General features: G+C 25.7%; 24 protein-coding genes. 6 read left to right on the forward strand and 18 right to left on the reverse strand.

The genetic code is table 4. The features are described from left to right. Positions 1–55: 55 nt before the first annotated feature. From Q346_RS0103055 to Q346_RS03935, 8 genes are all read right to left on the reverse strand, one after another. Entirely contained in the window at positions 56–1,138 is a 1,083-nt protein-coding gene (locus tag Q346_RS0103055) for a M42 family metallopeptidase (RefSeq protein ID WP_027333010.1), read from the reverse strand. Positions 1,139–1,146: 8 nt separating this feature from the next. Then, positions 1,147–3,861, reverse strand: a complete 2,715-nt coding sequence (mgtA, locus tag Q346_RS0103060; protein ID WP_027333011.1) for a magnesium-translocating P-type ATPase — start codon at positions 3,859–3,861, stop codon at positions 1,147–1,149. Positions 3,862–3,876: 15 nt separating this feature from the next. Then, positions 3,877–4,368 (reverse strand): dUTP diphosphatase, encoded by a 492-nt coding sequence (locus Q346_RS0103065; RefSeq protein WP_027333012.1) that lies wholly within the window; start codon positions 4,366–4,368, stop codon positions 3,877–3,879. Between the two features lie 52 nt (positions 4,369–4,420). Then, on the reverse strand, positions 4,421–5,206 hold the full coding sequence (locus Q346_RS03925) for a Nif3-like dinuclear metal center hexameric protein (protein WP_051521807.1): 786 nt from the start codon (positions 5,204–5,206) through the stop codon (positions 4,421–4,423). A gap of 1 nt (position 5,207) precedes the next feature. Continuing rightward, a complete protein-coding gene (locus Q346_RS0103075; RefSeq protein ID WP_051521808.1) occupies positions 5,208–6,755 on the reverse strand; it encodes an RNA polymerase sigma factor in 1,548 nt (515 codons plus the stop codon). A gap of 52 nt (positions 6,756–6,807) precedes the next feature. After that, a complete protein-coding gene (dnaG, locus tag Q346_RS04045; protein ID WP_051521809.1) occupies positions 6,808–8,886 on the reverse strand; it encodes a DNA primase in 2,079 nt (692 codons plus the stop codon). A gap of 47 nt (positions 8,887–8,933) precedes the next feature. Further along, positions 8,934–10,295 (reverse strand): glycine--tRNA ligase, encoded by a 1,362-nt coding sequence (locus Q346_RS0103085; RefSeq protein ID WP_027333014.1) that lies wholly within the window; start codon positions 10,293–10,295, stop codon positions 8,934–8,936. A gap of 73 nt (positions 10,296–10,368) precedes the next feature. Continuing rightward, entirely contained in the window at positions 10,369–11,781 is a 1,413-nt protein-coding gene (locus Q346_RS03935) for an MAG3090 family protein (protein ID WP_051521810.1), read from the reverse strand. 303 nt (positions 11,782–12,084) lie between these two features. On the opposite strand from Q346_RS03935, the gene Q346_RS0103095 reads away from it, so the two are divergent. The 6 genes from Q346_RS0103095 to Q346_RS0103120 all read left to right on the forward strand — a co-directional run bounded on the left by Q346_RS0103095 (position 12,085) and on the right by Q346_RS0103120 (position 16,196). Further along, on the forward strand, positions 12,085–12,417 hold the full coding sequence (locus Q346_RS0103095) for a S1 RNA-binding domain-containing protein (RefSeq protein ID WP_027333015.1): 333 nt from the start codon (positions 12,085–12,087) through the stop codon (positions 12,415–12,417). 5 nt (positions 12,418–12,422) lie between these two features. Continuing rightward, positions 12,423–12,884: a hypothetical protein gene (locus Q346_RS0103100; RefSeq protein ID WP_027333016.1), complete on the forward strand. Its 462-nt coding sequence runs from the start codon at positions 12,423–12,425 to the stop codon at positions 12,882–12,884. Between the two features lie 23 nt (positions 12,885–12,907). Next, complete coding sequence (locus tag Q346_RS0103105; protein WP_027333017.1) at positions 12,908–13,678, forward strand: hypothetical protein; 771 nt, start codon at positions 12,908–12,910, stop codon at positions 13,676–13,678. After that, a complete protein-coding gene (locus tag Q346_RS0103110; RefSeq protein ID WP_036438084.1) occupies positions 13,671–14,984 on the forward strand; it encodes a glucose-6-phosphate isomerase in 1,314 nt (437 codons plus the stop codon). The genes Q346_RS0103105 and Q346_RS0103110 overlap by 8 nt, the downstream gene beginning before the upstream one ends. 91 nt (positions 14,985–15,075) lie before the next feature. After that, a complete protein-coding gene (gene mutM / locus Q346_RS0103115; RefSeq protein WP_027333019.1) occupies positions 15,076–15,894 on the forward strand; it encodes a DNA-formamidopyrimidine glycosylase in 819 nt (272 codons plus the stop codon). Next, complete coding sequence (locus tag Q346_RS0103120) at positions 15,894–16,196, forward strand: Smr/MutS family protein (RefSeq protein ID WP_027333020.1); 303 nt, start codon at positions 15,894–15,896, stop codon at positions 16,194–16,196. Before mutM ends, Q346_RS0103120 begins: the two co-directional genes overlap by 1 nt. Before the next feature lie 39 nt (positions 16,197–16,235). On the opposite strand, the gene Q346_RS0103125 is transcribed toward Q346_RS0103120, so the two are convergent. From Q346_RS0103125 to Q346_RS0103170, 10 genes are all read right to left on the reverse strand, one after another. After that, positions 16,236–17,762, reverse strand: coding sequence for an endonuclease/exonuclease/phosphatase family protein (locus Q346_RS0103125; RefSeq protein WP_027333021.1), 1,527 nt, complete (start codon positions 17,760–17,762; stop codon positions 16,236–16,238). Between the two features lie 18 nt (positions 17,763–17,780). After that, complete coding sequence (locus tag Q346_RS0103130) at positions 17,781–18,665, reverse strand: UTP--glucose-1-phosphate uridylyltransferase (protein WP_027333022.1); 885 nt, start codon at positions 18,663–18,665, stop codon at positions 17,781–17,783. A gap of 10 nt (positions 18,666–18,675) precedes the next feature. Next, positions 18,676–18,993, reverse strand: coding sequence for a cupin domain-containing protein (locus Q346_RS03940; RefSeq protein ID WP_036438087.1), 318 nt, complete (start codon positions 18,991–18,993; stop codon positions 18,676–18,678). A gap of 138 nt (positions 18,994–19,131) precedes the next feature. Next, positions 19,132–19,980, reverse strand: a complete 849-nt coding sequence (locus Q346_RS0103140) for a YcsE-related riboflavin metabolism phosphatase (RefSeq protein WP_036438090.1) — start codon at positions 19,978–19,980, stop codon at positions 19,132–19,134. 8 nt (positions 19,981–19,988) lie between these two features. Next, on the reverse strand, positions 19,989–20,846 hold the full coding sequence (gene truB / locus Q346_RS0103145) for a tRNA pseudouridine(55) synthase TruB (RefSeq protein ID WP_027333024.1): 858 nt from the start codon (positions 20,844–20,846) through the stop codon (positions 19,989–19,991). Between the two features lie 45 nt (positions 20,847–20,891). Further along, a complete protein-coding gene (gene rplT / locus Q346_RS0103150; RefSeq protein WP_027333025.1) occupies positions 20,892–21,242 on the reverse strand; it encodes a 50S ribosomal protein L20 in 351 nt (116 codons plus the stop codon). Positions 21,243–21,292: 50 nt separating this feature from the next. Beyond that, positions 21,293–21,481, reverse strand: coding sequence for a 50S ribosomal protein L35 (gene rpmI / locus Q346_RS0103155; RefSeq protein ID WP_027333026.1), 189 nt, complete (start codon positions 21,479–21,481; stop codon positions 21,293–21,295). A 140-nt stretch (positions 21,482–21,621) separates the two neighbouring features. Then, positions 21,622–22,197: a translation initiation factor IF-3 gene (gene infC / locus Q346_RS0103160; protein WP_051521811.1), complete on the reverse strand. Its 576-nt coding sequence runs from the start codon at positions 22,195–22,197 to the stop codon at positions 21,622–21,624. A gap of 159 nt (positions 22,198–22,356) precedes the next feature. After that, on the reverse strand, positions 22,357–22,959 hold the full coding sequence (locus Q346_RS0103165) for a hypothetical protein (protein WP_027333028.1): 603 nt from the start codon (positions 22,957–22,959) through the stop codon (positions 22,357–22,359). Then, positions 22,943–23,881 carry a nucleotidyltransferase gene (locus tag Q346_RS0103170; protein ID WP_198763699.1) on the reverse strand — a complete coding sequence of 313 codons (939 nt, stop codon included), beginning with the start codon at positions 23,879–23,881 and terminating at the stop codon, positions 22,943–22,945. The genes Q346_RS0103165 and Q346_RS0103170 overlap by 17 nt, the downstream gene beginning before the upstream one ends. Positions 23,882–23,894 lie beyond the last annotated feature (13 nt).

A 23,894-nucleotide genomic window follows, 5' to 3' on the forward strand; every position in this document is an offset into this window, starting at 1 on the left:
TGTGTCATTTTTTACAATATTTAAATTCAATAAAAAAATGGCTCAAGGCCAATTTTTAGTTTAAAATTTCTTGCAATTTTTCTTGGTTAAATTCTTTGACAAATTCTGTAATTAAATCTAATGTTGCTTGAATATCTTTTAAAGAAGCAACTCCAATTGGTGAATGTAAGTATCTTTGAGGGATTGAAAGGGTAATAGTTGGTACTCCACCTTTGCCATATTGTAAAGCTGCACCATCGGTTGAACCACCTTCTGCAATATATTTATAAGTTGGGATATTGTGTTTTCTTGCAATTGACATTAACATTTCTGTGAATTTAGGATTAGTGATAATTCCACCATCTTGAACTAATAATGCCACTCCGTTGCCTAAAACTGGAGTTCCTTTAATAGCTCCTGTTGTGTCGTGGCAAGCACCTGTATCAATCGCAAAAGCCAAATCAGGTTCAATTAAAGAAACTGAAGTTTTTGCTCCTCTACAGCCCACTTCTTCTTGCACAGTTCCAACTAAGTAAATCTCACTATCTAAATTTAAATTAGCAATATTATTAGCTAACATATCAACAATAGTTACTCCAGCACGATTATCCATTGCTTTTCCACCAACTAAATCATTAGGCATTTCAATATATTCGCCAGAAATATAAACGCGATCACCAATTTCAATTCCGAAATCAATTGCTTCTGCTTTATTTTTAAAACCACAATCAACATACATTTCTTTTGTGCTTGGAACTTTAGATACTTTTTCTCTTTCCATAATATGAATTGAAGTGTGACCAAAAACTCCATAAATTATTTTATTTTCGCGATTAGTCACAATTTTGGCTTTGGTTCCAATTATAGCAGCAGGTCATACACCACCAACTACTGAAAGTAATAAATCACCATTTTCTTCGATTGAACGAACTAAGTAACCTACTTCATCCATATGCGCTGCAATCATAATTTTAGGCGCATTAGCTTTTTGAGAAGTTTTTTTAATAATTAATGAACCTAAATTATCTCTTGAATAAGTAAAATTAGGATGATTAGTATTCTCTTTGAGCATTTGAGCCACAGGCTCTTCATATCTGCTCATTGCTTCAATTGCCATATAATTTTTCAATTTATTTTTTAAAGTTTCATAATTTGACATGATTTCTCCTATAATAATTCTTTCGTTTTACGAACATAAATTCATTTTACTAATAATACTAATACTATGTAGCTAATTACTAAACCAATTAGCATTAAATAAAATAATGGTTGTAAAGGTTGCAATTTTAAAGCACTTGATAATCCAGGAATTAAAGGACTAACCGTAATAATAGAAATTGCACTTAATCCTAATAAAATTAACATATTTGAACTTTTTGATTGAATAAACGGAATTTTTTTGGTTCGAATAAAATGCACTACTAATGCTTGAGTTCAAATTGAAAGAATAAATCAACCTGTTTGGAATAAAATTGCGAATTCTGCTGAATTAATATTAGTAATATGCATTACGTTAGGAATAAATACAAATCTCATTAGTAAAAAGAAGCTAATATCAATAATTGATGATACTGGACCAAAACATAGCATAAATTTGACGATTGACATTGGTTGTCATTTTCGCGGTTTAGTAATAAATTCATCATCAACATTGTCTCACGGAATTGCTCCACAAGAAATATCATAAATTAAGTTTAAAAATAAAATTTGAATAGGTAGCATTGGTAAAAATGGAAATCAATTAATTGCGAAAGTAGCAAATAAAATACTTAAAATATTTCCAAAGTTACTACTAATTGTCATTTTAATGTACTTATTCATATTAGTATATGTTTTACGTCCTTCAATAATTCCAGTCGCTAAAACATTTAAATCTTTTTCTAGCAAAATGATATTTGCAGTTTCTTTAGCAATATCTACAGCGGTGTCTACAGAAATTGATACATCTGCTACTTTCATAGCTGGAGCATCATTAATTCCATCTCCCATGTAGCCTACAACATGTTTATTTTGTTTTAAAGCTTCGATAATTCTAGCCTTTTGATCTGGACTTAATTTGGCATAAATATCGTAATCATAAGCAATCGCTTTTAATTCTTCATCGCTCATTTTTAATAAGTCTTTACCAAGTAAGATTTTTTCTGCTTTAATTCCAACTTTTTCACAAATTGCTTTTGTTACTCTAGCGTTATCGCCTGTTAAAATTTTTACATTAACACCTAAATCATGAAGTTTTTTAATTGCACTTGCAGTTGATTCTTTTGGTGGGTCTAAAAAGGCTAAATAACCAATTAAAATCATTTCATTTTCATCATTAATTGATAAATTGCCTGCTAAATTTTCAGTATTTTTGCGTGCAATTCCTAAAACTCTCATTCCGGAATCATTTAATTTATCTACTCTTTTTAAAATTTTATTTGTGGTTTCTTCATTAATCTCAACTATTTTATTGTCGATTTCAATATATTTAGAAATGCTAAGCATTTCCTCAATGGCACCTTTTGTAATTAATTGAATCTTTTCACTTTTATCTTTTACTAAAACAGACATTCTTTTTCTTTGAAAATCAAAAGGTATTTCATCTATTTTTGTGTATTGTTTTTCTAAATTTTGCAAAATTGGATTTTTGTCAGATAGTTCTTCTGTTCGATTAATAATTGAAATATCTAATAAATTTTTAAGTCCTGTTTGATAAAAACTATTTAAAAATCCATATTGTAAAACCTTGATATTTTCTTGACCATTAATATCTAAATGTTTTTCTAAAACAACTTGATCCATTGTTAAAGTTCCGGTTTTATCGGTACAAAAAACATCCATTGCCCCAAAATTCTGAATTGAATTCAAATTTTTAACAATTGTTTGTTTTTTTGACATAGATAAAGCACCTTTAGCTAAAGTACTTGTAACAATCATTGGTAACATTTCTGGTGTTAAACCAACTGCAATAGAAATAGTAAAGAAAAGCGCATTAATTCAGTCATTAGTTTTAAAACCAACAATTAAAAATACAAATGGAGCAATTATTAACATAATTGAAATTAAAATTAATGATATTATTCTAATTCCTTTTTCAAAATCTGTTTTAGGTCCTTTTTCGCTTATTTTTTGTGCAATTTGTCCTAAATAAGTTTTATTTCCAGTCATAATAACAATTGCTCTTGCAGAGCCTGAAATAACATTAGAACCCATAAAAGCAAGATTTGAAGCATCAGTAATGTTCGCATCAGCATCTCTGTTTTGGTTTCGAGAATGTTTTTCAATAGCATCTGATTCTCCAGTTAATGAAGATTGAGATACGAATAAATCTTTGGCACTCAAAATTCTAACATCCGCAGGAATTATGTCTCCGGCTGCTAAAATTACTATATCACCAGCAACTACTTCTTCTAATGGAATTTCATAAAAGATTCCATCACGTTCTACTCTTGTTGTGGTTTGGACTAATTTAACCAATTTTTCTGCGCTTGCAGATGATCTAATTTCATTTACTATATGTAATATGCCACTTACCAAAACCATAATTGTAATGATTATAACTGTTGCATAATCAGAATATTCGATGCTTTGATGTTTTGATAAAGGGATAATAATATTGGTGATTGCTGAAATAAAAGCCAAAATAATTAAAATAATTGAAAAAGGATTAAAAAATGATTCTCAAATTAATTTTCAAATATTTCCTTTTCCTTTTTTAATCAATTTATTTGAGCCATATTTTTTTTGATTAATTTCAATTTGACTATCTTTGAGACCTTTATCACTTGAATTTAATTCTTCAAAAACAGTTGAAATTTTTTGGTCTGAAAAATATTTTAATTTGTTCTTTATTTCATTATTATTAAGATCATTTTTGTTATTTTTTTTAACAAATTTAAACATATGACCTCCAATAAATTAGTATTTATTTAATATTCTTTCGTGATTAATTTTATTTTTTATTTCATATCATTTTAAAATTTCTTCATTAGAATATCCTAAAATTTTTACAGTTCCCAAAGCTAAAGCAATTATTTCAGCTATAACATATTTATTTAAATTGTGCATTGCATTTGTAATACTTGAAAATAACACACTTAATTGATCATTTACATCTTCGGAAGCAACAAGAGGTTCGATATCACTATCGACTTTGTATTGATACCCTAGTGATCCTAAGAAATGTAATACATCAGCAAATTCTTCTAAAATTTTGTTTTCATTGATTTGTTTATTTGCTTTTCAGTATTTAAAAGATTGCACTTCGTTGGCAAATTCTGCTGTTTCAACTAATAAAGCCAAAACTTGGGCTTTTTTTGATTTTTTTGGTTTAGGTAAATTTAAATCAGTTCTTTCGCCGATTTTTTTATCCAATTCTTTTTGCATTTCGTAAATATTTTTTAAATTCATATGTTTATTATATAAATAAAATTAATAATAAAAAAATATCGCAATGACATTCTTAAACATTGTGATATTTTTCCTCTTGTTTATATGAATATATTTGAATACTTTCTGTTTTTTGTTCAATTTTCAAAAAGTAATTAATCAATCTTTCAAACTCATTAATCATAATTTGTTCAACTAAATGTGGAATACAAATTACATTAATTTTTTCCTCTTCATATAAAATTCATTGATTTCAACGCACATCTGAAGTGATGAAATAATTTATATTTAAATTTTGATGAATTTGCAACAATAAATCACTTGGTCCACTACCAGCTAAAATTGCAAATTCATTAATTAAATTGTTTTTATCAAAATTAATTTGTAAAGCTGTCAAATCTAGTTTATTTTTAATTAAATTAATTAATTCAAAAGCCTTAATTTTTTCTTGTACAATGCAAGGATAATTTTCAGAATAAGTTTTGAAATTATTAAATCCCATTTTTTGAGCAATAACTTTTGAAGTTCCTAATTTAGCATTATCAAAATTAGTATGAAAAGAAATAACCGAAATTTTATGCTGACTTAATTTAGCTACTAAATCTTTTTTATATGGACAGCTTTTAAATTCATCATCTCAAGTTTTTAAAAATTTAAAAGGGTGGTGAGTAATTATTAAATTACATTTTTTAGCGATTGCAAATTCTAAAACATCAGAAGTTAAATCTATTGATAAAACTACTCCAGTCAATCTTTGATTTGTATTAAATTTAAGAGAAAAACCAGAAGGATCTCAAATTTCAGCTTCACTTAAGGGAAATTTTCCTAATAAATAATTTGTTAATGTATTAATTCTCATTTTATCTAAAAAAATCTTTTAAGTATCTTCCACGTTTATTGTTATTTTTCAACTTACGTAAAATTTTGTTTTCTATTTGTCTAATTCTTTCTTTAGAAACCCCACGTTCCTTGGCTAGTTCATCTAAAGAATGGATTTTATATTTTTCATTGTTATTATCAGGATCTTCGCCTACACCATAACGTTTACAAATTAAAACGTATTCATCTTTATCTAAAGTTTCTTTTAAAATGATGTTTAAAGTTTCATTTAATTCTTTTTGTGATGCATATTCAGTTGGATTAATAACATTTTCATCTTTTACAAAATCACTAAAAGATGAATCATTTTCTTTTCCTATTTGCTTATCAAGTGAAATTGGATCAATATTAATTTTTCTTATATATCTAACTTTTTCAGCAGTATATCCGTTACCATATCTTTCAGCAATTTCTTCATCAGTCGGATCTACGCCATTTTCTTGTTGCAATTCACGTTCAATTTTGGTTATTTTATTGATGGTTTCAACCATATGAACTGGAACTCTAATTGTTCTAGCTTGATCTGCTACAGCTCTTGTTATAGCTTGTCTAATTCATCAAGTTGCATAGGTTGAAAATTTAAAACCTTTAGAAACATCATATTTTTGAACTGCCTTAACAATTCCAGAATTTCCTTCTGAAATTAAATCGATAAAACTTAACCCTCTATTTTTATATTTTTTTGCGTTGTTAATAACTAAACGTAAATTTCTTTTGATTAATTTATCTCTTGCTCTTTTACCTCTAAGACCACCAAGTTCCATTTGTTGAGCTAGTTGTTGCTCTTCTTCTTGTGATAATAATTTTCCGTATTTACCAATTCAACGCATATATCACTTGACAATGTCATTAGTCTCAGTTAACTTGTTTTTTAATTCTTTAGCACTTTTTCTACCATCACCTAAGTCATCAATATTAATTTCTTCTGTATCGTAATCAATAATTGCTAAATCATCATTTTTAGAATTTTTTTTGTTCTTAACTGGAAAATCATCTTCATCTTCTGCATAAGAACTTTCATCAGAATATTCATCGCTACCAAATGAATCATATTCCTCAAAATCGTCTCCTTCATAATCCAATGATAAAGATAAATCTTCTGTGTCGAAGTCTTCTTCTATGTCATTCTTTTTTGCATTTTCTTTTTCTTCTTTTTTATAATCTTCGTTTTCTTCTTCTAAATTTTCATCAGAAAAATCATCATCTTCATCTTCTATTTCAAGATTTAATTCTTCCTCACTCAATGCATTTAATTCCGCATCAAGATCTTCTTCAGAAACATTGAATAAATCACCTTCATCTGTTTCATCTGATAAAACATTTTCTTTGATTAATGAAGATAAAAATTCATCCATATTTTCATCAGGAATTTCTAAATTATTTTTATTTAAAAAGTCAAAAACTTCACTTTGTTGTAATTTATCAAAACCTTCATGTTTAGCATAGTTTTTCACCAGTTGAATAGCATCATCCAAACTATTTTCAACTAAATTAATAGTTGATTTAACTTCCTTTTTATGTCTCCCCATGATCACTCCTTATTAAAATCAATTTAAATATTTTAATATATTAAATTTAAAATTATTTTTTTGAATAAATTTTTTCCCATTTATCACGATAATCTTTTGTTCTTTTTAACATTTTTTCATTTGTATAATCTGCACTATATTTTTTTTCAATATTTTTATATAAAATTGCAGTTAATCTATCTATTTCATTATAAATTTTGTCAATTAGAGCACTTTTTAAAATTAGTAATCTTTCTTCTTTTAATTTATTTATTTCTTTTAGATCTTTTTCATCATTTTCACTTTTTTCATTTTTTAAAAAATTAGCTAAATGTTGTTTTGTATTTAATTCAAAAAGTTGTTCTTGATATCATTTTTCGTTATCTATTTTGGCGTTTTCGTATGATGAATTAATTATTTCTTTCGTTTGTTCTGAGATAGAATCAAATAAATTTTGATATTCCATTTTTAAAAGTGTAAGTTCTTCCTCTTTTAAAAATTTATTAGTCATTAATCTTGCGTAAAGTTCTGCTAATAAAAATTCTTTTCCTTCACTTTCATTATCTTCAAACAATTCTCAATCATCATTATTATTTAAAAATAAATTAATTTGAATCCCATCATTAAGTTGTAATCTAGGGTATTCCATTTCATAAAAAATCTTATATAAATCAGGATGATTTAATACCATATAATATAATGTTTGTAAAACATTGATCATCTCTTCTTGCTCTTTAATTACATTAAAATTAGATTTTGTATAACTAACAACATTATTTTTATAACTAAAATTTTTATTAATATTCTTTTTACCGATTGTAAATTGATCTTTTTTAATCTTATAAATCTGATTTGTGTGATTTAATTTCGGAATGACTAAATCAAAATCAAAATTGTTTTTAAAATAAGCTTGAAAATACATTTTCATTTCATCATTTGCATATTTTAAAACTTCAACTAATTCAATTTTGAAATTAATAAAACTTTCCATCCCTGTTATATTTTTGCTCATTTGACTAAAGTCAATTTGGTGTTTATTAATCAAATAATAAAATGCAAATTCGAAGGCTGTAATTGTTTTATTAAGCAATTTTTGTAAATGTTCTGCCCCTTTTTCTTCATACAGTTCGTCTGGGTCATTTGTACTTTTATTATTAACAATTTTGGGCAAAATATTGTTTTCTAAAAGAAATAATAAACTCTTATATGTAGCATTTTGTCCGGCACTATCTCCATCTAAAAATAAAATTACTTGCTTATTTTTTAATAATTCTAAATGGTTTTTAGTTAATGCAGTACCCATTAAAGCAACTGCATTATCAAAACCTGCTTTATACAAAGCAATTACATCAAAAAAACCTTCAGTTATAATGATTGTATTATTATTTAAAGATTGATTCGCATTATAAAAGTTATATAAAATTTTTGATTTTTGAAATAACTCAGTTTCTGCACTATTAATGTATTTCGGTTTTTCTTCTTTTTCTAAAGTTCTAGCGCTAAAACCAACAACATGTCCTTCTTCATTTTGAATCGCAAAAGTAACTCTATTTCTGAAAGTTAATTTTTTTGTATTCAAATCATAAAGTGTAGCACCTACAAAAACATCAATATTTTCTTTTAAATCATCATTGAAAAAATCGGTAAATGATTTTTCATCTGCATATCCAATATTGAAATAATCAGCAATTTTTTCGCTTATTTGTCTTTTTTCAGCAAATTGTTTTAACTTTTCATTGACTAATGTTTTATCTAATTGAAACTTAATCTTGTAAAAATTGTTAACTCTATCTAAAAGTTCAATTATCTTTTTTTGTTGTTCTGTATATTCAATTTTTTGTGCATTAACTGCAAATAAATTTGAATCATAATTAATTCCATATTTATCAGCTAAATAATTTAAAGCACTGTAAAAAGGGATTTTTTTATATTTTGAAATAAAAGCGATGGCATTACCGCCTACACCACAAGCAAAACATTTAAAAATTTGTTTACTTTGTGAAATTTGCATTGAAGGACTTGTATCATTGTGAAAAGGACAAATTGCCACATAATTGCGCCCATTTTTTTTCAACTGAATATATTCTTCAATGATTTTTACAATGTCTGCTTTTGATAATATTTCATTTATTAAAGAAGAAATATTTTTCATTGTACCCCTTTATTTTTAATTAGAAATATTTAGTTTTTAAATGAAATTTAGAAAAAATTAAATATTTCTTCAATTTTTATTCTTTTTTGTTCCATTGTGTCTCTATGACGGATGGTTACACATCCATCATTTAAAGTATCATAATCAATAGTTACACAATATGGTGTACCAATTGAATCTTGTCTTCTGTATCTTTTACCAATTGAACCAGATTCATCATATGCAACTGAAATATTTTTATCTAATAAAGCATTATAAATTTCTTGGGCTTTTTCATTTAGTTTTTTAACTAAAGGTAAAATAGCAACTTTATATGGTGCCAATTCTTGATTTAATTTTAAAACTAATCTGGTGTCATTTTCAGTTATTTGTTCTTCATCATATGCATCAATTAAAATAGCAAACATTAAACGATCTAATCCCATTGAAGGTTCAATAACATATGGAATATATTTTTCATTAGTTACTGGATCTAAATAATCTAAAGCTTCACCAGTTGCTTCCATGTGTGATTTTAAATCAAAATTAGTTCTGTTTGCGATTCCAAGAAGTTCACCTCAACCAAATGGAAATAAATATTCAATATCACTTGTAGCGTCGGAATAATGAGCTAATTCTTCTTTTTCGTGTTTTCTTAAACGAATATTTTCATTTTGAAGTCCTAACTTTTTAACAAAATTAACAGATTTCTGAATGTAATATTCATGTAAATCATTTGCTTCGGTTGGATTACAAAAAACTTCCAATTCCATTTGTTCAAATTCTCTTGTTCTAAAAATAAAATTACCAGGAGTTACTTCATTACGAAAACTTTTTCCAACTTGTCCAATTCCCATTGGCATTTTTGCTCTCATTGCTCTTTGGACATTTTTAAAATTAACCATAATTCCCTGCGTAGTCTCAGGACGTAAATAAATTTTATTTTTAGTTTCTTCTGTTACACCTTGCCGAGTTTCGAACATTAAATTAAAAGTTCTTACGTCAGATCAATTAGTTTTAGCATTTTCATAAGTTGGAAAATGTTCAACTATAAAATTTTTCATTTCAACAAAAGACATTGTTTCAGGCACCAAATCCGGATTAATTTCTTGAATTAATTTATCAGCTCTATATCTTTTGCCATTAATTTTGTTTTCGATTAAAGGATCGTTAAAATTTGACACATGTCCACTTGTTACTCATACTTGGGGGTTCATTAAAATTTTTGAATCTAAAAGATAATTATTTTTTTCTTTTGTAATGAATTCTCTTTTTCAAAAATTTTCAATGTTATCTTTTAATAACGCGCCTAATGGTCCATAATCTCAAGTATTAGCTAAACCTCCGTAAATTTCACTACCTTGAAAAACAAATCCAGTGGCTTTTAAATGATTAATTAATTTAACTACATTTTTATCAGTGTTTTTCATTTTTTCCTCACATGATTTCTATATATAAAAAAGTAAAAAAGCCTATTTTACAATGGGCTTTTTTACCATTAAATTAGTTTACTGGGAAATATAATCCTACGCCGAAGTATTGTAATAATGCTAATGTTGCAATTACTACTAAACCGATAAGAATTAATAACAAGAAAATTACTCAGAAAGTAAATCAACCAGATTCTTTTTCACTAACAAGTGCATTTTCATTTGCTTCCCCGTCTAATCTTTGTGCTAATGCTTGATTATTTCAAAAGTCTTTGTCATCGCATTTGCAATTTTCAGCACATGCACATTTAGATTCACATCCATTGCATTCTTCTTTTTTAGATTCACAAACAGAAGCTTTAGTAACTGTTGTAGGTTCTTTTTCTAATACCACAATTCCATAATTAAAATCATTTGCTACATAATCAATTGGATAAGGATATTCTGATCTTGGAACAAAACCAGCATGAATTAAACCAACTAAAACAAATGAAGTTTCATAAGAAACAGGAATATTTAAACTACGTGATTTATTGTAATAGTATGCATTATTTACAGGTTCATCATTTAAATCTTCTTTTACAGTTAAGCTGTTTAAAATTTCTGTTTCAACATTATTTAATTTTTCAATAATTTTTTGTAAATAAGGTTTATTTTTGAATTCTTTGTCATTTAATGAAACAATTTGGTGAGCTAAATCATTAAAATTCTTCTCAATTCTAGCGTATTCAGCTTTTGATACAACAGTTTCAACTAAATTATCTCTAACTGTTTCAAGTTTGTTTAAATATAAAACCAAAGCAGCAATATAATCATTTGAATCTAAATTAATAAATTCTCTATATTCAACTGTATCTTTTGCTTTTGATAAATCATATTCATAGATTGTTTTTACAATAGTTTTTTCAGTAATATTTACTTTGTCTTCAACTTCATTTGTGTGAATTCTTGATTTTTCAAGTTCTTCTTTTAATAATGAAATTTCTGCAGTTTGTTCTTCTCTTGCTTGTAACTCTGATTTTAATTCTTCAATTTCTGATCTTAGTGCTTCAACATCAACAACATCTTTACGTTCTTTTTTGGCAATTTCTAATTCTGGTGGGAAATAAGTGTTTGGATCATGTAACAATACAAAATCAAGATTTTTTAATCTTTTTGCTGCTTCATCATTATTGTGAGTAAATTTTTTAGGATTAATGTTTAATTCCTCACACATTCCTTCATAAGTAGCACCACCATCAAAACCTGCTGTTTTGATGTAGTAGAATCATTTTTTATCATCATTATCAATAGTTAATTGACCTGCGAAAATTCTTTTTTCATTTTGGAATCAAATTGCAGTTTCAAAATTTAATAACATATATCATTCAAGTGCTTCTTGTCTAGTTTTAAATTTTGCTAAACCTGATTTAATTTTTGGGTGTTTAAGTAATCAAGGATATTGTGCATCTTTTGATACTTCATAAGTACAATTAAGTCTTTTCATATTTTGCCTTTCGAAAAAATGCCTATTTTATAGGTAAATTGAATATTTTATTTTTATTTGACTTTATGTTTTTAATTATAAAGTAAAAACTTTTTAAGTTTATTAAATATATATAAATAATTTGAAAAATAAAACAAAAAAACTAAATTTTTGTTTTTTGCTTTTTTATAGGCAGATAAGCTAATTTAACTCCTATTTTTTTGATTTTTTTAATCAAAAGAATTATTCAAAAAAGTTTTTTCAATTAAGACTTTTAGTTATTTTGAAAAAATTAGTTTACTAACTATTATAATTAAATACATTATGTATAAAAAAGGCGATATTTTATTTGGACAAATTAAAAAAATAGCAGATACGGGCTTAAGTGTAAAAATTGGACATAATGTAACTTTTTTTATTCCTTTAGCCAATATTTCGGATAGTAAAAAAATTCATGTTTTAAGTGATTTTAAATTAAATGAAAAAATCAACTTTGTTGCACAAGCTTTTTATCCAGAAAAGAATTTTGGACTTGGTAATTTTAAATTGAATCATCCTAGGTATTGTAATTCTCCATTTACAGATCGATTAAATCACACTAAACATGGTTTTGAAACTTTATTTAATTCAATTGAAAAAGATTTAAAAAGTGAGTAATATAGATGTCAAATCAATTAAAACTTAAGGCATACAATTTTAATTTAAATCTAGAAGACGAATGACTGCAAGAAAAAGTAAATCTTTTATTCAAAAAAATGAGTAATCGAAATTTACCAGGTTATGAAAATTTTATTTTTCATGAAATGTACCTTAATTACAATAAACAAACAATCAAACCGATTAAAAATTTTGTAAAAGAAATTTTAAGTTATCCAATAAAAGATATTGTAATTTTTAGCGATGGAACTAGTGAAAATAATTTTCAAGTTATCGAATCTTTTTTATTAAATAATGATTTATTGCAAAATAATCGCATCAAATTTCATTTTTTTTCTAATACTTACTCAACTAATCAGTTAATCAAGCAACTAAAAACTAAAAAAAATCTTTTTTCAAACAATAATGTTTTATTTTCATTATTAGTTTTGATAAATTTGCTGAAAATTTTAAACAATTTATCTTAAATGCTTTTAAATTAATTAAAAATTTGAATAAAATTACAAATTTAAATCAAAAAATTTTTTATCTTACCAAAGAAAATTTGCAAAACGAATTTGAAATGTTTGATTTATCAAAGAAGCAAAAATTCTTCATTCCTTCTATTTTTAATTCAAATTTTGCTTTATTAAATCCAATTAATTTAATTTTGCTTTATTTAAAAGGAATCAATATTGATGCCTTAATTACTGGTTATATTGAATCCAACACTTATTGACAAAATTATGAAATTAAATTTAACAAAGCTTTACAATTTGCTTTAATAAATAATCAAATTGTGAAAAATAAAAAAATTAATTTAGTTTTAAATAATCAAGAAGCAACTATTAAATTCACTAAATGACAGGCCTTTTTGAATTTCAATAATCAATTAAATCGAATTTTTCCAATTTCTATTTTGGTTAATCAAGATTTGCAAACTTATGGACAAAAAATTATGGAAAATCAAAATTATTTTGTGACATATTTTGCCTTAAACAAAGAATTTTTTGATTATCAATTGAGTGATGAACTGCTATTGAAAGATTTAGAAGTTAAAACAAATGTTAATTTATTTTCTAATTTTAATAATTTAGTTAATCTAAGTGTGCTTGAAGTATTAAGAAATGTTGCTAGATGCCCCATAATATCAATTGAAATTAAAGAAAAAAGCGAAAAAAGTCTAGGAAATTTAATTGCTTTTATTTATTGAAATAATATTTTTCAAGCTTACTTGAAAAATTACAGTCCCTTTACTTTTGAAAGGATAGATTATGAGTAAATCAATTTTAAAAATCAATTTAAATAAAGTTAAAACCAATTTTCTTAATGAAATTATGGAATATCAAACAGAAGTAAATAAAATACATAATAATCTTATTACCAAAAATGTAGCTGAAAATAACTGATTAGGGTGACTGGATTTACCAACCGATTCTTTTAATTTGGAACAAATTAAAAGAATGCAAGAAATTTACAACAAATGAAAATTAATGAAAATTGATACAGTGGTTGTAATTGGAATTGGTGGTTCATATTTAGGAGCCAAAGCAGGATATGAATATTTTTATGGTAATTATGGACAAAATTTAAATGGAATGGAATTAGTTTTTGCAGGAAATTCTTTAAGTGCAGAAGCATTGGTAGAAACTTTAAAATATGTTCAAAATAAAAATTTTGCTATTAATGTAATTTCCAAAAGTGGTACAACTTTGGAACCTTCTATTGCTTTTCGCGAGTTTAGAAAGGTGCTTGAGAATAAAGTGGGAATTAATGTTTCAAAAGAACTAATTGTAGCAACTACGGATGCTAAAAAAGGAGTTCTATTTGATATTGCTAAAACAATGAAATATGAAACGTTAGTTATCCCTGATAATGTTGGTGGCAGATTTAGCGTTTTAAGCCCGGTTGGACTTTTCCCTTTAATGTTAGCAGGATTAAATATTGAAGAAATTTTAAATGGTGCTAGAGCCGCTAATATTGATGCAAATGTACAGGATCTTAGTCAAAATAATGCATATCAATATGCAGTTGCAAGATATATTTTGGCATCAAAATATAATTATTTAATCGAAATGTTTGTAAATTACGAACCAAAATTAATTTATTTTGCTGAATGATGAAAACAACTTTTTGCCGAAAGTGAAGGCAAAAATTCAAAAGGTCTTTTCACAGCAAGTGCTTTATTTTCTACTGATTTACATTCTCTTGGTCAATGAATTCAAGAAGGTAATAATCAAATTTTATTTGAAACGGTTTTAACTTTTAAAAATAGTAATGAAGATATAACTTTACAAAGTAATAATATTGATCTTGATCAACTAAAGTTTTTAAATAACAAGAAAATGTCAGAAGTCAATCAAACTGCATTTGAGGGTACAATCGATGCACATTTTGAAGTTGGTGAAGTTCCAAATATTTGAATTGAAATTGAAAATAAAAATGAATATACCTTAGGTTATTTATTCCAATTTTTTGAACGTGCTCTAGCAATGAGTGCTTATTTATTAGGTATCAATCCATTTAATCAACCTGGAGTTGAAGTTTATAAAACAAATATGTTTAGAAAATTAAAAGATTTAAACTAAGATTCGCTTAAAAGCGAATTTTTATTTTGCTCTTATTTATACTTTCATGTTTCTATTTATTTTTTATTTTATTATTTATAATTAATTAACTATGCCAGAAATGCCAGAAGTTGTAACCGTTACAAAAGCTTTACAAAGCAAAATTAAAAATAAAACAATTAAAGATGTTCAAGTTTATCGTGAAAAAATGCTAAAAAATGCATCAATTGCAGAATTTTCAGCATTTTTAAAAAATGAAAAAATTTTGAATATTAAAAATTTAGGAAAACATATTATTTTTGAATTAAGTAATGAGAAATATTTACTCAGTCATTTAAGAATGACTGGAAAATATTTCACTCATAAATATTTACGCAATTTAACTAAACACGATTATTTAGTTTTTATTTTTGACGATGATTCAGCGTTATATTACAATGACGCACGTCAATTCGGAACATTTTATATAAAAACACAAGATGATTTATTTGTTGGTAAGCCTTTAGAAAATTTAGCTAAAGAACCAAATAAAACTTCTTTGGATGAGTTTTATCAAAAATTACAAAAAAGAAAAATTCCTATTAAAAATGCTTTATTAGATCAAAGTATTATTTTAGGAATTGGGAATATTTATGCTAATGAAATTCTCTTTGCTTCACAAATTAATCCATTTAAAAAAGCAAATGAATTATCATTGACTGAAGTTCAAACTATTTTAAAAAATAGTCAAATGATTCTCGATCGTGCAATTGAATTAGGCGGTTCAAGCATTCAATCTTATTCATCTGTTGATGGAATAAAAGGTCAATATCAAAATGAACTCAAAGTTCACATGCGTGAAAATCAAGAATGCCAGATTTGTCATAACAAAATAGAGAGAGTTGAAATTGGACAAAGAAGCACTTATTTTTGTCCTGTGTGTCAAAAATAATGAAAACTTTGGATCTACATAGTTTAAAACGTGAACAAGCAATAAGCAAAATAGTTTTATTTATTGAAGAAATTATTGAAAATGAAATAGTTTTTTCTACTATAATAACTGGCAAAGGCACTGGAGCTTTAAGAATTTTAGCTATTGAAGAATTAAGTAATTATAGTAATTTAACTTGAGAAGTTGTTAATGATGGTGGAGCCATTTTAATTACTAACCATCTAAATAATCAGAATACTGATTTTGAAAATTATGCAATTGATGAATATCCTGTTTTGGATTTAGATGATAAATATAATTAAAAAATATGAGATTTTAATTCTCATATTTTTTAATTATTATTAATAAACAAAGTCAAAATATACAGGCGAATGATCGCTAATTAAAGATCTAATATATGAACTTTCTGATTTGTAATTCTTATTAACACTTTTTGCTAATTCCACTCATTCTTCAAAGGTGTTTATGTTTTCAATTATTGGTTTAGCAATTTCTTTAAAATAATTATATAACGGGAAAAAGTTGGCATTTTCTGTTCTTTTATTTCCAGAGTAGAAAATTTTATCATAGGCATTTGCATAGCCTCAATTAGTATTTAAAGAAGTGTTATTTTCTGGAATATCAGGAATTAAACTTTTGAAACCTTTTTTCTTAATAGAATCAAAAGCAACTTCTTCATTTCCGGTTTTAATGTTTGTGTCGCCAGAAAAAATTAAATCATCATTATCTTCATCCAAATCATCATATCATGTCATTAAATTAACTAAGTTATAGGCTTCATCTAATTCTTGTCCACCTTGTTTAAGACGTGCATTTTCCAGTTTTACTGAGTTTTCTCTTTGTCCTTCTCCAAATTTGGTGTTATTATCTGGACTGTCAAAGTGATTGAAAACAACTGTAAAATCTTCAACATTGATTCCGTTTGATTCAAATTTAGCACCGTATGGAGGGCGAACATAACCTATATTAAAATTAGACCATTTTTGTTCATAATTTTCATTATTGTATGAAGTCCCAACTTTATTATTTTTAAATTTTTGTGGTCTAACTTTAGTTCTTTTAAACAAAATAGCAACCTTTTCGTGTTGACCTCTATTTTGATTTCTTACATTTATTCCGCCTTCATCATCTTTCGAAATTAAATAATCTCATTTTGCATTTTCATTTAATTCATTTAATTGTCTAACTAATTCAATTACAGCTTCTTCATTATCAACTTCAACCAAACCTTGCACATCAATTTGTAAATAATTAATTAATGCAGAGATTGCTTTTGTTTTTAAAGCCACTCAATTACGATTAGTGTTAGTTAAACTAAAATTAAGCACATTTCAAAGTCCGATTCTAATTTTATTTAAATAATATTTTTCAAAGAAAATAGGATCATGAAAATCAAAAGATTTGATATCAGAAAAAGTATTATCAATTTTTTTAACTATTTTATAGTTAAAATTAATACTTTTAGTTTCATTATTTAATGATGGTTTGCCATCAATACTAATATCAAATTTTTCTTTATTTAAAGAATAATCTAAATAAGTCAATGGATTAGATAAATTTAAATAATGAATTTTTTCATCTGCAAATTCTTCTTTCAAAGTGAAATTGACTTGCATTGAATTCAAATTTTCTTCGGTTGGTTGATTGACACTTTTCTCAGTTTCAGGTTGAATAGTAGGTTGAGCTGGTTGAGATGGTTGAGTAGAAGGTTCGGTTGTACCTGGATCAACTAAAGCTTTACTTTCTTCTTTTGAACTTTCTTCTTTTGGACTTTCTTCTTTTGATTCATTTTTATTGCAACTAAGAACAATAAAAGGCAAAGAACTAACTGATAAAGCAGAAATAAATAAATTAAATTTTTTTGACATAATTGAGACTCCTATGGATTAAATTTTATTTTTTATAAAATCATAAATTTTATCTTTAATTTCTGGATTAGCTAAAGCATAATCAATATTCGCTTTAACAAAACCTTCCATAGAACCGAGATCATATCTTGTGCCTTCAAATTCAAAAGCATAAATTTTTTGATTGTACATATTTTGCAATTTTTTGAAGGCATCTACTACTTGAATTTCGTTCTTGCCATCATATTCAATTGCACTTAAAATATCTAAAATTTCAGGATTAAAAATATAACGACCTAAAATTGCTTTATGTGATGGCGCATTTGCTAATTTTGGTTTTTCAACAGCAGATTCTATTTCAAAATATTTGTTATTTTTTTCATTTTCATTCAATGGTTTAACAATTCCATATTTGTGAACATTTTCTGCTTCAACAGTTTGCACTCCTAAAATATTAGGTTGATTATTTTCATTATAAAAATCAATCATTTGTTTTATTACAGGAACTTCAGATTTAATTAAATCATCACCTAAAATAACAGCAAATGGTTCATTATTAACATAATCTTTTGCTACTGCCAATGCATGGCCAAGACCATGTTGTTCATTTTGAATAACTCTAGTGATAATTTGAGATTTGTTGGTTTCTTTTACAATTTTTAATAATTCTTCTTTATGTTTATGTATTAATTCATCTTGTAAATCTGAATCTACCGCAAAGTATTTTAATAAATCTTTTTTACGTGGGCTAATTATAATGATAATTTCCTCAATTCCAGATTCTATAGCTTCATTAACTAATAAATCAATAACTGGTTTATTTAAAATTGGTACTAATTCTTTGTGAATTATTTTAGTCATGGGTAAGAATCTAGTTCCTCACCCTGCAGCTGGAATAATTAATTTTTTAACTTTTTTATTCATTTTAATTCCTTTAATTATGATAAATTGCAATTCAAATGGCTTTTTTAGAAGTTTTCACAACTTGATGTTTTAAATTAGGTTGAATTAAGAAAAAATCTCCACTTTTTAATTTAATTTTTTGCTTATTTTCGGTTTCAATTTCAGCTTTACCTTTAATCAAAAACACATATTCATACCTTTTATCGCTTAATCATGTAGTTTTAGTATGATTAGAAAAAATTAGTTCTAATTCAAAATCATCTTTTTTAGTCACTAAATAGTTTATTTCTTGATTTTTAGAAATTTTCTTGACTATTTTATATAAATTATGTACTTCTAAATTTTTCATTAATTAAATTTTACCTTATTTTAAATTGATTTATTTAAGCTAATAAAGTAAATAAGAACGATTAATCAAATAGCAATATTAGATCTAAATGAATAAAAAAACAAAACATTTATAAGTTTTTGTTTTATAAATGTTTTGTTAAATTAAGTTTAATTCTTTTAATTTGTAATAAACGCCATCATCAATTGGATTCATCGCAGCATCATCAGCAATTGTTTTTAAATGTTCATCATGATTTCCAACTCTTACTCCATAAGCAGCATTTTCAATCATTTCATAATCATTACCACTATCACCAAAAGCAATTAAATTTTTACTTGCACTTAAGTTTAATTTTTGAGCCAAAATTTCCAAAGCATTGAATTTAGAAATTCCTTTTGGAGCTACAAATAATCCTTTATGTCATCTTGAATTAACTTCTAAATCTAAATTATGCTCAGCAATTATTTTTTCTACTTTTTGTGCTAATGCTTCTGTTGTTTGTTCATCATAAGAACTGAGGGTAATAATATGAATATGCTCCTTGTCTATTTCTTCAATTTGAGACATAGGTTTCAATTTAGCTTGATGTGGTTTTAAAAATCAAGTATCAATATTCATTCCATCGCTATAATAAACGTTTTTTAAATCAACAATATTAAAACCTTCGCAATTTGGATCATTTAAAATATTTTGATAAATTAGCATCATTTCATCATATTTCATTGGTTTTTCGTATAACATTTTTTTATTTTTATAGTCATAAATAAACATTCCATTAGCACCAATAAAATAATCTAAAGTAGGTAATTGTTCAAGAAAGTTTCCAATTGTAACAAATTCTCTAGCTGATGCAATAATTGAATAAATATGATTTTTTGCTAAATCACTGAAAGTTTCTTTCATTTTAACAGTAAATTCTGGATGGCCGAATGCCATAATGGTTCCATCAACATCAAAAGCTGCCATTTTAATGTTGCTTTTTAATTCATTTTTTGAGAGTTTCATTAATACTCCTAATATTTTTGTAATTTATTTCCGAAAAGTTTTTCTGCTTTCAATTCTTTGCTTGTTAAATTAACTATTCCCAATATTTCTTTTGGATTGATTTCATCTACAAGAAAGTATTTGCTATCAGAAAAATTATTATTAATAAATGTATGAGAAAGACCTTTTTTTAATCTCTGAATAATTTTAAAATCAAGTTTTAAAATAGGCAAAGATAAAAGAGGTTCAACATCAATTTTAACAAATTCACTCTCATTTAATAATTTTTTATCTAGAGTTGAAATTTTAGTTCTTTCTAGGCCACTTAAATAGGCGAAAGTATTTAAATATAAACCTAAATCATTGGCTAAAGAGCGAATATAAGTTCCATTTGAAACTTCAAGTTCGACTTTTAATTCTTGTTTAGCAAAATCAAATTCATTTATTTTTACTTCTGAAACCTTAATTTCTTGTTCTTTTAACTCTACTGTTTGATTTTTTCTTGCTAATTCATAGCCTTTTTGTCCATTTATTTTTTTAGCGCTATAAATTGGAGGTTTTTGTAATTTTTGATCATAAAATCAACTAATTATTTTTTCAATTTGTTCTTCTCTGACTTTCTCATTTGAAATTTTAATTATTTTACCTTCGGCATCATAAGTGTCAGTTTGAGCTCCGAATTGAATTGTAGCCAGATAAGTTTTTTGTTTATTTTTTAAATAAGAAATTAATTTAGTATCTTCATCAGTAGCTACTAATAATAGCCCGGTTGCCATAGGGTCTAATGTACCACTATGACCTATTTTTTTTATGTTAAGTTTATTTGCAAAATCGCGAATTGCTTTAAATGATGAAATGTTTTTAGTTTTGTTTATTAAATAGAACATTTTAATATAGGGTTAAAAAAAAGAGCTAATGCTCTCTTATTAAGATTATCTTCCAGATTTAACAATTTCAACTAATTGGTTAAATACTGATGGTTCATTAATAGCTAATTCTGATAACATTTTACGGTTAATTGTGATATTTGCTTTTTTAAGACCATTAATAAATACTGAATATGATAAATCTTGTGCACGAACTGCTGCATTAATACGAGCAATTCATAATTTTCTGAAGTTTCTTTTTACTTGTTTACGATCTCTAAATGCGTAAGTTCAAGATTTAACAACTGCTTGTTTAGCAACTTTAAAACCGATTGATTTGTGGCCAAAATAACCTTTAGCTAATTTTATTCATTTTTTACGTCTTGCTCTAGTAACTGTTCCGCCTTTTACTCTCATAATTTCTCCTTATTTTGTTTTAAATAAATTTAAAGTACGACAATAAAAAACTAGAACATTTGTTTGAATCTTTTAATGTCAGAAGCATGCATTAATGCAGATTTACGTGCATGACGTTTTTGTTTGGTTGATTTATTTTGTGCCAAGTGTGAACGATATGCTTGTTCACGCATAACTTTACCGGTTCCAGTAATTTTAATACGCTTTTTTAAAGCGCTTTTGGTTTTCATTTTAGGCATAAATTCTCCTTTAATTTTTAACTAAACTATTTAAATCTTATTGTTTAATTTCTACTAAATATTAGAAGTTTGTTATTAAAAAGTTGAATTAATATTTTATGCATATTTTTATTAAATATGTATGAATATCACAAAATAAATTACTCTTGTGATGCTTCACTTTCTTTTTTATATTTAACAATTTTGACTTTATTAGGTTGTAAATACATATCAAGAAAACGATCGGTTAAAGAAGGTTCTTTTGTAATATCAGCTATGTCTTCTACAAATTTATAAAATTTTTGTAAAGTTGCATGTCCTAATTCTTGACGTGTCATTTCACGCCCACGGAATTTCAAACTAACTTTTAATCTATCACCATCAAGTAAAAATTCACGAGCTTTTTTTGCTTTTGTCATTAAGTCATGATCTCCAATCATTGGAGTTAATCTTATTTGACGATTTTGAATAGTTGTTTGTTTTTCTTTTTGTTCTTTTTGTTTTTTCTTTCTTTCGTATTTAAACTTCCCGTAGTCCATAATTTTTGCAACAGGTTTTGGTTCTACTGCAATTAAAACTAAATCTAATTTTTGATCTTTAGCTTCAGTAAGCGCCTCATGAGTTTCCATTATTTTTTTATTTCCTTCATTGTCAACAACAATTAGTTTTTTGAAGGGAATGTTTTCATTAATGTAGTGCTCTGCTGTAGGCTTTTTTGATTTATTGTTAAATGAAATAATCGACTCCTTAAATAGATAAATTAACTTTTAACTACGATTAAAAATTTAATTGTAGCGATTGACCCAAGTTCTTTTGAACATCAGGTGGGATAATTCCACTTTCTGCAATTAAAAATTGCTCTTGTATTTTAGCACATTCCTTATTTTTATTTAAAATTAATTTTTATAATTTCCATTTTGGTCTAAATTGTATCAATATGCCTCATTTATAGTTAAATCTCTCTTTTTAATTTCATTGTAAGCCATATGATTATGTTTTTGACCATAATTGATTGTTCCTGTTATTTCAATAGCAATTCTTTTTTTATAGAAACTATTAGTTTTATTTCAAATTTCAATTTTTAAAATTGGTTTAAATCTATCTTCGTAAAAATCACTAATTTTTCAGTCATATTTTTGACTAAATTCTTCATTAGTAAATTTAAAACTAATTAATTTTCTTGCTACTAAATAATCAGCAGTGAAATCTGCTATTTTTGCCGGTAAAATTGGAATTTTGTTTTCTGCGTCAACTAAATGTTGTCCGTTAAACAATAATTCATTATTTGCGGCTAAATTTTGTATTTGATTTACTTCTTCAGTTAATTTTGTTTGATTTATTTCTATGGCATAAGATTTTTCATTTTCTAATTTGTTCATATCATTGTCAAAATCAGTTTTAGCACTTGAATTATTTCGACATGAAAAACTAAAAACAATGGGTAAAGAAGCGAAAACAGTTCCAAAAACAATTAGATTATTTTTAATTCATTTTTTCATATTTTTTTCCTTTTCTATAATTCACTATTCAAGCTATTATTCGTTTAATTCGACTTGCTGTATAGCGTTTGGAAGTGCATTTATTTATAAAATTTTCATATGTTAATTCATTCAAATTTTTAATTAATAAATTTTCTATTCCTTCTGAAATTAAAGGAATTTTTTTAAAATCATCGGTTTTTAATTTCAGGATTTTTTTCTTAAATTTTTTATATAAGTACTCATTTTTATTTTTTAATTTAATTTTTTTATAAGGTATGTAGTTTTGATAATCTTTATTATTAAAAGCTAATTGTCTAATTAAAGAAGCAGATGCAAAATTATTATGTGTTTCTGTGCTATGAAAACCAATATTTCTATGAATTATAAAAGGAGTAATTGGCAAATCAAATTCAACTATTGTTTTGATATATTCGAACCCTAAAATATCGTTTGGTAAAGTAAAATTTTTACCAGTCAATTCTTTTAAAGCTTCAGAAGTTGCCTTTGGATATGCTAGTTTGTCCTTTTTCATTTTACTTCTAACTAATTCATTATATTTATTTTGATTAGATTTTAAAAATTTAGCTAAATAAATCATTTCATCAACATTATCAGTTTCAGAACCAAAAACTAATTTATCAATACCAAACTTATTTAATCTTAAAATGGAGTTTCGGGCAAAAATGTGTGCCGCTTGACAACTTTCTTCAAATTTTAATTTAAGTACTTTTGAAACACCAAAATTATGGGCAATACTTTTTCTCTTTCGAAAGGAAAGAACATTGTATTCTCCTCTTTGAGTAAATTTATCACTCATTACAATAATTATTTTTTCATTTGGTCATTTTCTTTTAATTCAATTTAATTGTCTTAAATGGCCATTATGAAAGGGATTATATTCAACTACTATTCCAACTGGCATATACTTATTGTAAAATAAAAAGCACATTTTG

It is taken from the genome of Mycoplasmopsis gallinarum DSM 19816 (assembly GCF_000621085.1).
Lineage (GTDB): Bacteria > Bacillota_I > Bacilli_A > Mycoplasmatales > Metamycoplasmataceae > Mycoplasmopsis > Mycoplasmopsis gallinarum.